Below are 12937 nucleotides of genomic sequence, written 5' to 3'. Positions count from 1 at the left end.
GTAGTGAATGTACTTATTGAACCACTACATGTCACGACAATTCTCGTTTTTTGTTAAGATGAGTTTTAGAGGATGTCTCTGTAAGTCTTATGGACTTTATCAGAGGCATCTTTTTTTATTTTGTTAGTATTGTATATAGATCTTCGTTGCCATATCTATGTCCTAAAAACCAACATGGCAAAGTATTCAATTTGTTTGGGTAGGTGATAAGTTGTGGGAAGTGTATCAAGAGGGTCTACGGTAAAGATAATGAGGCCTGAAATATAGTAGACTAAAAGAAAACCTAAAAGGGGAGGAATATTGAAAGAAATGAGGGTAAATGTACCTTTTTTCAGCCTCATAATTAAAGGGATTAAATGGAATGAATAGAATAGATAAAGAGCCACAGGAGGAATTACAGATGAAACCAAGTACTATAAGAGAACAAATCAGAAGCGGTAAACATAAATCGCACACATCTGGTGTAGCAAATGATTACGTCCAAGCAAACTTAGCAATTGTACCAAAAGAATATGCTTTTGATTTTCTGCTGTTTGCGAATCGAAATCCGAAGTCTTGTCCAATCATTGACGTATTAGAAGCCGGAGAAGTTGAATCTGTGCTGGCTGCTGGTTCAGATATTCGCAGTGATATTCCGCAATATTTTGTGTATGAGAATGGCAAATTAACGAAGAAGGTTCATGACCTGAAAGAGATCTGGCGGGATGACTTTGTCTCGTTTTTAATCGGCTGCAGCTTCACATTTGAAAGTCAGCTGTTAAAAGAAGGCGTACCTTTAAAGCATATTGAGCAGAACAAAAACGTGGCGATGTATATTACCAACAGTCAGACAAAGCCGGCTGGTCAGTTCAGTGGACCTGTGGTAGTGTCCATGAGGCCGATAAAAAACGAGCTTGTGCAAAAAGCAATTGACGTTACCGCACAGTTCCCGAACATGCATGGTTCGCCAGTTCACGTGGGAAATCCAAAAGAAATAGGGATTAAAGATATCAGCAAACCTGATTTTGGCGAATTTGTGGAAATAACAGAAGGGGAAACGCCTGTTTTCTGGGAATGTGGTGTGACACCGCAATCAGCAGCGATTCATTCTCAGATTCCGTATGTGATTACGCATGCGCCGGGGCATATGTTTATTACAGATGTTACGAACGAAGAGTTTTTGCGGGATAGAACTTGATTAATTAGTGTTCTAGAATATAGGACTAATGCCTTCTGATATATTTTATTATTTCTACTGTCTACTTGACAGGGGGTAGTTCAAAACGAACTCATTCAAAAGGCAATTGATGTTACGGCGCAGTTTCCAAACGTGCATGGTTCACCAATACATGTGGAGATCCGAAAACAATAGGTATTATCAATATAAGTAAACCCAAATCCGATTAGGGTGAATATACGAAGATTGCAGAAGGAAAAACGCCTGTCTTTTGGGAATGTGGTGTAACACCTCAATCTGCAGCGATACACTTAAAAATGCATGCATTGGTAATCACACATGCTCCGGGCCATATGTTTGTGACAGATGTTACGAATGAGGGATTTTTGCGAGATAATTAAATTAAATAAGTTCATAGTTCTCCCTATGCTATATAAGTATTACAACTGTATAAACGTGAAAAAGACTGTTTCCCAAGTATAAGGAAGCAGTCTTTTCTAATTATTTAAATAACACAAAGTACTAATTTTAGCTCAGCCTATTACCTAATAATGTAAACTAAAGCTTCGTATGAATCTATCTTTTCCAAAGCAACGTCAGGGAAAGGTGGTTCTGTAATTTTAAATCCAATAGGAACTTTTGGTGGTAGCGTTGCGTCTACAGATGTGTTCATCGTGCCTAGAAATTCTTGACCGTTATAGAGTGCACTTACCACTTCAAATTTTCCTGTGACGGACTCTAAACTAGGGTTACTAATTTCACCTTCTAATACTAAGCCGGTATCTCCCATACCAACGTTAATGTAGTCTACATCTGCATAATCTGCTGATTTTTCAGCTGGAGTCAAGTTAGCCTGTAATTCTGCAGATATAGGAGTGTCCGTGTCCAGATCAACCCCTGATTGTTGCACACTTATAAATGCAGAATTACCAGGTGCAATTATGTAAGGAGTTATAGTAATTTCGCTGTCATCAAGTGCTATTTTTTGACCGTTATCTTTATTATTAAAGGCTATTGCAGCATTAGAGGCATCTACTGGTTTGTCCGATTCATTCACGACCTTTGTGTAATAGCTTAACTGGGTTTCACCTGATGATGCTTTCCATAGATATGTTTTCTCTGCATCAACTGTCAGCTCAACATCAGAAACATCGTCTTTGGCTGGTGGATCGGTTGATTTGTTTTCTTCAGACTGACTGTTTTCAGCTTTTTCTGCGTTGGAATCCTTCTCAGTGTTTTCATTGCCGCAAGCAGTAAGGAAAGCTGCCAGCAAGGTTATAAATAATAAAGCTGATAATTTTTTCATGATCAATTATAACTTCCTTTCATTTAATGTACGGAGTACCATATATTATCTCGTTTACCAATTAACTTGTAAATCGGACGAAGTCCTTTTCTTTCTGAGGAATTATAAGTGGAAGGTAGACCAAAGAACTAAAAAGATTGGTTGTGTCGTAGTACGATTTATTCAATTCATTCAGTGACTAGAAGAAAAGTAATGATGAAATCATTTTGGAATTTAGTCTCATGAGAGGGGGAGCTTAAATCTATCATTTGTATCCAATTTTACAGAATCCTGATCGCTGCGACCTTTGCTATATTCTTTTCTTTGATAACCGCGGCATCCGCTTCTCACCATAATAGGAAAAAAACAGTGAAAAGGAGATTTTACGGGATAGAGCTGAATTAGTAAACGTTTGAAAAAAAGCGAAGAGACCCATGTGTGCGCATAGGTCTCTTCACTTTTTTATTTGTTTGTATCCTGTTCGTCAGAATCATCAAACATAATCTGCGGCTGCTGCTCAGATTTAACTCGATTTTCATCCGCATCATTAGTTGATTTCGGCGTACTAATATTCTGCAAGAACCCCTCCAAATCAAAGCCCGTCATTTGTCCAAGGCTCTCCTGCAGATTTGCCATCGTGTTTGTCACAGTGTTAGGCAAGGAGTTAATGCCACCGCCTGATCCATTATCCAAAATACGAATAGATTCGACATTGCTGAATGATTCACTGATTGCTCGTGCATAATCTGGCATGATGTCGATTAGTTTTTCTCTTAAGATGACGTCTTGGTGCTTCGCCATTGCTTGGGCGCGTTTTTCGATTGCTTCGACTTCGGCAATGCTCTTTTGTCGGATGACTGCGGCTTCTGCTTCACCTTCGACTTTTCTTGCTTCGGCGCGGGCTTGTGCTTCTTTTGTCTTGGTGAGGTATTCTGCTTCGGCTTTTTGCTTTTGTACTTCTACTTGCTGCTGTTCTAGTTTAACGTCGTTTTCACGTTCTTTCTGGCGCAGTCTTAAGTCACTTTCTTGTTCCTGTTCTTTAATTTCCAGACGTTGTTTCTCGATGCCTAGGCGTTTTTCTTCTTTTTCTAGTTCGTATGCGGCTTCGGCGATGGCTCTTTCTCGCTCTGTTTCTGCTTTAATTTGTGCATCTTTAATGTCTTTTGTTTTACGCACTTCTGCGATATTCATTTCGCGCTGATACTTTTCGCGGGATACTTCTTCGTTTACTTCTGCTCGTTTTAGCTCTGTTTCCCGTTTGTTATTCGCTTCTGCAATTTCAGCTTCTTTTTCGATCTCTGCAATTTGCGGACGGCCCAAGTTCTCCAAATAACCATCGTCATCGCTAATGTCTGTAAGACCAAGTGAGGTGATGCGGAAGCCCATGTCATTTAGTTCTTTTTGGGCGATTTTACGCACATCTTCATTGAAACGTTCTCGGTCGCCGTTGATTTGCTCCACCGTCATACTGGATAAAATAGCCCGCAGACTGGAGTTTAGTACTTCACCAATTTCCTGCTCGATTTCTTCCTGTTCTTTCCCGAGGAACTGCTCGGCATAGCGGACAATACCTTCTAGTGTGTCTGCTACTTTGACTGTTGCGACAGCTTCTCCGTAAACACCAACGTGTTGAGCGGTATATACTTTTGGTGTTTTGATTTGTAATTGGAATGATTTCAAAGATACTTTTGTGCCGGTTTGGAACATTCTTAGTCTGTGACCGCCGCCACGGATAACTTTCATGTAACGTCCTTGATCATCTTTATAAATATTCGTTTCTTTTGTCTCATCCCCAAGTTTCGGTCCGGTAACGATGAGTGCTTCGTTGGATGGGACGGTGCGGAATCTAACTTTCATATAAATGAACCATATAGTTCCTCCGATTGCTGCCAGCACAGCAAGTGTAATGATAATGGCGACAATAGTAATACCTTCTAACATGTGTACATTTCTCCCTTTTATGTATTTAGATTACATTACGAGTTACATTGATTATTAGTTTCGTTAACTTAATAATATTGAAAAAAGTTAGATATAAATAGTAGAATGCAGCTGCGTATATAGTGGGAGAAGAACGGGAGTGAAAGCACTAGTGAAATACTTTCGCTAACACTATGCAAAAGTTAGAATGAGAATTGAAAGGCTATTCCTTCATTAATATGAGTTTAGGCTGGATGTTATCCAGGTTAAAGGTAAATTTACCGACAAGGAGGTACATAATAATGACAAGACAAATTCAGCGGTTTGAAAATAAAGTGGCACTAGTCACAGGCGGACGTTCGGGGATTGGGCGTGCTGTTGCCCGGAGGTTATCTGATGAGGGTGCTACAGTGATTACCGCGCAGCGTGGAGAAGACAAGGAATTTGACGGTATTACGGCAGATTTTTCCGACCCTAACACGGCTGAGCGGGTTGTGGCAGAGGTCATCGCTCGTGAAGGGCGAGTTGATGTGTTGATTAATAATGCGGGGATGATGCAGGAAGCGTCGATCGAAGAGCTGAGCCTGGAGGATTGGCAGCGTAACGTAAATGTTAATCTTACGGCTCCTTTCCTAATGATCCGTGCAGCGCTGCCTTACCTGCGTAAGACGAAAGGAAGTATTGTGAATACTGGTTCGGTAGAAGGATTAGCTGCTAATCCTGGTCATGCTGTTTACTGCGCGACGAAGGCTGGTATTCATGGGCTTACTCGTGCAGTAGCGGTGGATCATGGCCACGAAGGCATCCGCTGTAATGCAGTGGCACCCGGTTGGATTGATACAGATTTAAATCTCGAATTTATCGAAAATGCTCATGACGCAGAGCAGTTCCGCCGTGATATAGGCAAAATCCACCCAGTAGGACGGACAGGAACTCCTGAAGAAGTTGCAGCACTTGCAGCCTTCCTAGCAGCCGATGAAGCTGGATTTATCACAGGGCAAGTATATACAGTAGATGGCGGCAGAACTTCCAAGTTAAGTCTGCCTTAAATAAACGGACATACTTTAAAGACTGATACAAAAAGGAAAACCTGAGGATGAAGGGTTTTCCTTTTTCTTTTCTAGTATGGATGCGCGGGGCAGAAATTTTACAACGGGATATCTATGGTCAATATCTAATGTCTATTGGTGATTTTATGAAGGAGGTATGAAGATAGAGTTCTCATCTATAGAGGAGGGGATGATTGGATACTTCATAGAGAGCATAGGTACAGAGCATAGGTACCTTAGCTGGATTCATTGTAGCATTGAAAATAGGCATATTAAATTTCCTCAGGACAACCTTTTAATCTTGGAACTATTGCTTTTAACCCCTGTCAAAAGTATTGTTTTAGTTATTTAGTTATCAAATACCTGGGAATCAATGGATACGTTTTTATATAATTTTAATGACTGCAGCAATACCTAAATTGGAGGTTACGCTACGTGAGACTTAAAATTGTAATTGCTCTCATTTTAACTACTTTGATCATAGGAGGATGCGGAGTGTCTAATGGCGATGGCTCTAATCAGTCTTCAGGAAACAATAATCAAAATGAAACTAAAGATAAGCCGGATGTAGAGGCTTTTAACGATCAATTTACCGAAGAGTTTTTAACATCCACCGAACCTGTTAGAGAAGGGTATTATCCTTTAAAGGCGAAGTCAGGAGCCTTCACTTTGGATTTTCCTGAGGATATGATTATTGACAAAACACGATACAATATTGGACCTTATAACAGGAGCGAAGTAATACCTTTTTATCACCCTGAAAATAAAGATTTAGTGGCAGATGTAATTGTTGAGTATTATTCTTTTGTAGTAAGCGAGGAATCAAGTAAGGATTCATTATCAAATCGATTCGGAGAAGAAATAGAATTTGAAACACTAGAAACGAGCGTAAAAGGTCAATACACTGAGTTTGCTGAAACTGATGACGGAGTGCTCGGTTTAATATGGAATGATAATAGTCAACAAATCCAGTTTTATTCTTTATGGAACTGTATAGAGGGCTTAAGCGAGGAGCAATGCGCTGAACTTAAAAATTCAGAAAAAGAAAAGCTGAAATCGGTTATCGAATCCATTGAGTTATTCGAGAACAGAAGTGGGTGATTACAATGTGTTTAAGGAAGTGTAAAATATATCCGGTTTTATTGTCATATGTCATACCTTCCAGAAAAATAATTACTGAGCAGTTCTTTTACCCCTGGACTAAAGAAGTGTTTTGTTACTTCTACATTAACCTACTGGGAATGAATGGATATGTTTTATATAATTTTAATAAATGCAGCAATATCCATATTGGAGGTTACGCTACGTGAGACTAAGAATTGTGATTGCTCTCATATTAACAACTTTAATTGTAGGAGGGTGTGAAGTGTCAAATGGTGATGGTTCTAATCAAAGTTCAGGAAAAGGAAAACAAAATGAAGTTGAATCCAAGCCGGATGTAGCGGCTTTCAACGATCCATTTACCGAAGAGTTTTTAACATCTACCAAACCAGTAAGAGATGGTTATTATCCTTTGAAAGCGAAGACAGGGGCTTTTACATTGGACTTTCCAGAGGATATGGTGATGGATGATACTGGGTACTCTAAGGATTCAGATGGTGGCAGTGAAGTGATCATTTTTTATCATCCGGACAATGATAGGGACTTAGTCTGGAGTATAACTTTAGAATACTATGCATTTATGGTGGACGAAGAGATCAGTAAAAAATCGATGTCTGGCCGCTTTAGTGAGGAGCTGCAATTCGAATCTCTAGAATCCGAGGTAGAAGGACAAAAAATAGAGTTTGCAGAAGCAAAAAGCGGAAAAGTTGATGGAGTTACAGGCTTAGTGTGGAACGACAACAATCAACAAATTCAATTTTACGCCACCTGGAATTGCAAAGATGGATTAAGCGGAGAGGAATGCGCAAAAATTGCGGACTCAGAAACCTCAGGTATTAAAACAATTATAGAATCTATCAAGTTCGACACTAACAAAAGCGAGTGATCACAATGTCTTTGGATAAGATTAAATTAGACACTGTTTGGATGAGACTTGTTGATACAGAGTATGGTAATGACCCAGATAAGATGGAACAGGCATTTAAAACAATTTACCTGGAAGAGACAGGTGAGCTCTTTGAAGGAGACGTAGAGGTATATCATTCGTCGGATTCGGAATCGACTTCTAACTTTAAATCTCATTACGACGGAACCGCGTTATCTATCTCGAGTGAGGGAGAGCACAACCTTTATGTCATTTCTCAAGGTACACAAGGTATGGAAGATTGGCTCTATAATATAAAAGGCCCCTTCTCTGGAGTTACAGTAAAACAAGTGGAAGCAGCAAAAGAATTCACAGAAGACGCTAAAAGACATTTCGATATAAACCCTGAAGAAAGTGAAGTTATTTCCTTCAATCACTCCCTAGGTCTTCACAACAGTGGTATGACTGGACTTACAGAAGGAACTTTTGATGAGGTGTATGGTGTTAATGGCTTGATGGTATCTCCATACGAACTTGCTCGTTATGATTTCGCTTTTGCTCAAGAAATAAATAACGAATTTGATTTAAGAAATCCAAAAGAAATACGAGACATCCCTTTCGCAGAGCTTAGGCAATTTACCGTTGATTATTATCGTGATAATGGAACTAAGATTCACAATGTTGTTTCCGAAGATGATCCTTTGTATTCCATAAGCGAGAAATTTGGTTTCATCACAGAATTTAGTGATACGAAAATTGTAGACACCAATCCAGATGTCAGCGGGCTTAAAGAAATGATCGATAAAATACCCGCTCCTGTGATCGAAAGCTTAAGGGTACTCGCTACCGATTACGCAGAAGGTGACGAAAAAGGCGGATTTAATCAATCGATGAATCAGCTTCTAGGAGCTAATTTAGAAAGTTTGGATGAATATAGCCTAGGTGGTGCAGTAAAGTGGTATAGAGAGCATCCCGAAGAAGTAGATCAAACGATTAGCGGCCTTAACGATAACTTACCAAGAGTTTTAGAAAACATTCGTTTAATGGAAGAAAACTCCGATGTCATTTTTACTGAGTTGTATAAAGGCGGTTATATAACAGCGGACCAGAGGAAGGTTATGATTGAAGAATTGGGCAACTTAGAAAAAGAGCTCACTAACTTACAGGAAGCTGTCCAATTTAACGTTAATATGCATGACGATGATGGTTGGTTTGATAAGATTCGCAGAGGCATAGGCGATACAGGATTAGCAGCTGTGGCTGCAATTCTATATTACAAGATTCCTAATAGTTTAGACAGAATTAAGGAGAGCGGCACACTAGAAAGTTTGGAAGGTATTGTTGAAAGCCACAGTATTACGGAAATGCTTAACGCATTAGCTGGAGGAAATCGGAGTTACGTCGGAAAAGACCTGGTTTTCACATCAGATGCTGGGGGCGGTGATCCGATAAAAGTGAATATGTCGGCCGCTATGAGATTATATACGCAAGGTATAACTTCTTTAGAGGTCAAACAAACCCTCATAAGCGAATTAGAGACGATGGTTAGAGATGAATTAGAGTTCGCTTACAAAGATGAAAAATGGAAAGTTATGCGTGAGATTAATAATGTTGAATCTAGCCCTAGAAGTTATGCGTTCGAACTCGGACAACACAGATTTCCTTCTTATAAAGTCAGCTTCGTTAACGTACATCACGAAATTTACCCCTTAGAGCAAGCGGATCTTGATGAAGAGATAGCTGATATGAAACTTTCCGTAGATACAGGTTTTAGTTATATTGAAAACTATCGTAAGGCAATTGAAGAGTTATTTAAAGAGGATGAAGAAGTGTCAACACTGTTTGATTTGTCGAGGAGGATATGAATGTCTGAATTCTCTATTCAAGAATCTATTGTATTAATCCCCGAAGAAGATTTTAGTCATAAGAAGTCTGTATTAAAACGTAAAATCGACGAAATTCAGGATGAAGATCAAATTTTTTATAAGCTCGCTAATAACGTTCTAGTAGGAGAAGACCAAAAAGGTAAAGTAATTGATGCGATGAAAGATATAACGACGAAAAGAAGCAGTAGAGATACTGGAATCAATGAAAGATCGTTAGAGAAGATACCTACTATTGTGCGTAATTTTAGCAATCAAGTTGCTGATATGAAAACGCAAAGCGCAACCATTACATTTAAAGAAGTAGCGTCCTTATACGATTGATAAGCACCCGCTTAATGGTAGTTGTGAAACGTCTCTGCCACAACTCCCGTGATGTGAGCGGATTCTAAAGATAATGGCTAACAAGATATTAACAAATAGGAGCTTTTCATGGGTGGATATACTTTTGAGAGGCTTCTTTTTATTGCAAAAATGAGTTCGATATCAAATGTTGGGATTGGCTGAACTCCTCAACCGCGTACTTTCAGCAATAACAATCTATTATTCCACTTCTAAACGAAGACTTGCTTTTCAACAAGTACCCCCACCGTTCTTCAACTTTACAAAAAAAACACCAAAATTCAACAAAATCCCTGCATTCATTTAACAAGAATCCCATAGAGTTGAAGTTGTGATTATAACATACACTAGAAAAGGAGATGGAAAATGTATGAAATTCATTAAGAAAACCGCAGTCATACTATTACTTGCAGTGCTAGCAGTGAATTCTGCGGAGCTTCCTGTTTTGGCAGCTAGTCAACAGGAGTTGACAAAGCCTGCCAAACCTCAAGGGATAGCAGGAGAATTAAACACAAGTCCTCCTTCAGTTGGGTACCCTTTACCAGCAGTAGATCATGGCGGAAATGCAAATGACCCTATACTAAAGAATATAGCTGGGACTAATCCTTTTATCAATATTTTAGATGGTTTTGATCAGGTTTGGTCGATGAATCAACCGGATTGGCGAGACGGAACTGCATTAACAGTACCTGGTGCAAACGGTAAGGTTGCGAAGTATGGTGACGGGCCTACTGTTTATTTTGATGGATATAAAAATGACGAGACAAAGATAGTAGCGGATAAGAAGACATATGCTAATGCAGAAATCAGAGATCCGGCGACTTGGCAAGCTAATATTAAGTATGTAGAAGACGTTACGAACAACAGGACGAATGAAGAGGCTTTAGCGGCTTATTATGATGATCAAAGAGACAAGATATACAGTATGATGGAAGCTTATGGACCGTTAGCTAATACTTATGTAGATATGGTAAAGCCGGTGACCAGTGTTGTCAGATCACCAGAGGACATGAATGTATTATTGGAAGAAGCCACTGCAGAGGATCAGAGTCAAGGAATGGGGCAATGGGAAGGGTCTGAACTATCAGATGCGTTAGACGTAGTTCATTTACTCAGATTTAGAAATCCCGCTTCTTCCAATCCCTCTAAGTACTTTTTCTCCTCTCCAAGGCCTTACAGAATGAATTCAAATGGAGAAGTGAAAGAAGTTGTGGATGAAAATGGTTTACCTGAATGGAAAACAATCGGCAGTGGGGAAAGTAAAGCAGAAGAATTACCTTCAGGCGGTAAAAAGGAAACAGGAGAAAAGCATCATCAACAATACGAAACAAATGTAAAAGTAATTCCTGCATTAGAATATGTTAAAAGAAAAGCAGAAGACGGTAGAGGGAAAGATGGAGCCTTTCCAAGTGGGCATACAAGCGCATCTTATTTGTCAACATTCGGATTTGCATACGCAACGCCTGAAAGATATGCTGAATTTTTAACCAGAGCAGCTCAAATGGGAGAAAACAGGATAGTTACTGGTATGCACTCGCCTCTTGATGTTATAGGAGGAAGAATACAATCCACTGCGATGACTGCATACGCATTCAACCTGGCAGAAAACGAAGCGGTTTTGGATAAGGCTTATAAAAATGCTGGGGAAGTATTCGGTGAACTAGCTGCATCAGAAGGAATGAGCTTGTACGAATATGCCCATACGGTAACAGAGGACTATACGTTTGAAAGTGCATATGATGAACAAAAATGGGAAGATCATGAAGCAAATAAAGCATTCTACCGGGAAAAACTTACATACGGATTGCCTCAAACCGGCGTAAAAGGTTTAGCCCCTGTAGTTCCTAAAGGCGCTGAAGCTTTATTGGAAACGCGTCAGCCTTATTTGACTGATACACAGCGTCGAGAAGTATTGTATACGACAGAGATTGAATCAGGCTACCCTGTAATAGATGAATCAAATGGTTGGGGGAGAATTGATTTAGTAACAGCTTCTGATGGATACGGTTCGTTTTTAAGCAATGTAACAGTCAATATGGATGCTTCAAAAGGAAGATTTAATGCCCAGGATTGGTGGAGAAATGATATAACTGGCAGTGGTATGCTAACCAAGCAAGGAACAGGAACACTTACACTGACAGGAAATAATAGTTATGCAGGAGGTACACTGCTGGAGGGAGGAACGTTAGAAGCTGCTTCTGCGACTGCCTTTGGTGAAGGGGACCTTTATGTAGAAGATGGTACAGTTTTAGTTACAAGTGAAAAGCCTCTACATGTAAATGGTAATGTAACGATGGAAGACGGCAGTCTGGATATCGCAATGGATAATGACGATACGCAGCTACATGCAGACGGTCAGATATACCTTGATGGCGGAGAGCTGGAACTAGATCTTTCTAATTATGAGATAGACAAGGCTGCGGATATTACGTTAATGACTGCGGACAAGGTGAACGGTAAATTCGATACGGTAACCGCAGATGGTTATGATGTAACAGTCACATATAACGACAACAATGCCGTTGCACATATCGAACCAATCGATAGTTCTGATCCAGGTACAGAAGATCCTGAAACACCGGGCAACGAAGAGGGTCCTAAAGATCCAGAAGATACGGATGAACCAGAAAGCCCAGAGAAACAAACGAGTGTTACCGTAACACCTGACGTTATCGATGGCGAGGCAACAATTCAGACAGACTCGCTTTATCAACTAGCTGACCAAGGTGAATTATTGATAGATTTACAGGAACAGAATGACTCTGTTAAGCTAGCATTTACTTCAGAGCAAGTAGAATGGCTGAAGGAGCATCACATAACAATTAACATTGAGTTGAAAAATGTAAGCTTGCAACTAGCAGCTTCGAATTTCATTAATGAATCCGAATCTGCAGCTATTCAGTTTGAACGTCTTGCTGATATTGATCAAGCGGTAAGTGCAGTTTATGACTTTACAATCACACAAGGCGGAAAAGAATTAAAAACCTTTGAGGAAAAAGTGACACTGACTTTCTCCGTTTATAGCGACAAGGTAAACAATCAAGACAAGGTACAAATCTTCTATCAAAATCCAGAAAGCGAAGAATGGGAAGCAATCGGCGGAGAGTGGCAAGATGGACACGTGACAGCGCAAACCAATCATCTAAGTACCTACACCGCTTTTGAAGATGGAGAAGTACTGCCGCAACCTGTAACAGAAGACGAAGAAACATTACCGCGGCCTGAACAAGAGAACGGAAAAACACAGCATCAACCTGAAACGGAAAACGAGAAAACACAGCAACAATCTGAAGCAGGAGACGGACAAAAACTACCAAACACCGCCACTAATACCTA

General features: G+C 39.9%; 10 protein-coding genes. 8 read left to right on the top strand and 2 right to left on the bottom strand.

The annotated features are described in order from the left end of the window. The first annotated feature begins 361 nt into the window (after positions 1–361). Positions 362–1177, top strand: a complete 816-nt coding sequence (locus tag B1K52_RS02450; RefSeq protein ID WP_256855823.1) for a putative hydro-lyase — start codon at positions 362–364, stop codon at positions 1175–1177. A gap of 224 nt (positions 1178–1401) precedes the next feature. Next, a complete protein-coding gene (locus B1K52_RS18385; RefSeq protein WP_077305075.1) occupies positions 1402–1557 on the top strand; it encodes a D-glutamate cyclase family protein in 156 nt (51 codons plus the stop codon). Between the two features lie 140 nt (positions 1558–1697). On the opposite strand, the gene B1K52_RS02440 is transcribed toward B1K52_RS18385, so the two are convergent. Continuing rightward, positions 1698–2462, bottom strand: coding sequence for a hypothetical protein (locus B1K52_RS02440; RefSeq protein ID WP_143588817.1), 765 nt, complete (start codon positions 2460–2462; stop codon positions 1698–1700). A gap of 441 nt (positions 2463–2903) precedes the next feature. Continuing rightward, entirely contained in the window at positions 2904–4382 is a 1479-nt protein-coding gene (locus B1K52_RS02435) for a flotillin family protein (protein ID WP_077305069.1), read from the bottom strand. A 281-nt stretch (positions 4383–4663) separates the two neighbouring features. On the opposite strand from B1K52_RS02435, the gene B1K52_RS02430 reads away from it, so the two are divergent. The 6 genes from B1K52_RS02430 to B1K52_RS18380 all read left to right on the top strand — a co-directional run. Further along, positions 4664–5410 (top strand): SDR family NAD(P)-dependent oxidoreductase, encoded by a 747-nt coding sequence (locus B1K52_RS02430; protein ID WP_218668035.1) that lies wholly within the window; start codon positions 4664–4666, stop codon positions 5408–5410. A gap of 495 nt (positions 5411–5905) precedes the next feature. After that, positions 5906–6511 (top strand): hypothetical protein, encoded by a 606-nt coding sequence (locus B1K52_RS02420; RefSeq protein ID WP_077305063.1) that lies wholly within the window; start codon positions 5906–5908, stop codon positions 6509–6511. A 265-nt stretch (positions 6512–6776) separates the two neighbouring features. Further along, entirely contained in the window at positions 6777–7397 is a 621-nt protein-coding gene (locus tag B1K52_RS02415) for a hypothetical protein (RefSeq protein WP_077305060.1), read from the top strand. A 5-nt stretch (positions 7398–7402) separates the two neighbouring features. Next, positions 7403–9241: a DUF6792 domain-containing protein gene (locus B1K52_RS02410; RefSeq protein WP_077305057.1), complete on the top strand. Its 1839-nt coding sequence runs from the start codon at positions 7403–7405 to the stop codon at positions 9239–9241. Beyond that, positions 9242–9583, top strand: a complete 342-nt coding sequence (locus tag B1K52_RS02405; protein ID WP_077305054.1) for a hypothetical protein — start codon at positions 9242–9244, stop codon at positions 9581–9583. Between the two features lie 388 nt (positions 9584–9971). Continuing rightward, positions 9972–12937, top strand: a 2966-nt coding sequence (locus B1K52_RS18380; RefSeq protein WP_077305051.1) for a phosphatase PAP2 family protein, incomplete at its 3' end; no start/stop codon positions are given.

Origin of the sequence: Terribacillus halophilus (assembly GCF_900162685.1) — a bacterium.
GTDB lineage: Bacteria > Bacillota > Bacilli > Bacillales > Amphibacillaceae > Terribacillus > Terribacillus halophilus_A.
The sequence above is the reverse complement of the archived record's forward strand: the minus strand, read 5'-3'. Positions and strand labels throughout refer to the sequence as shown.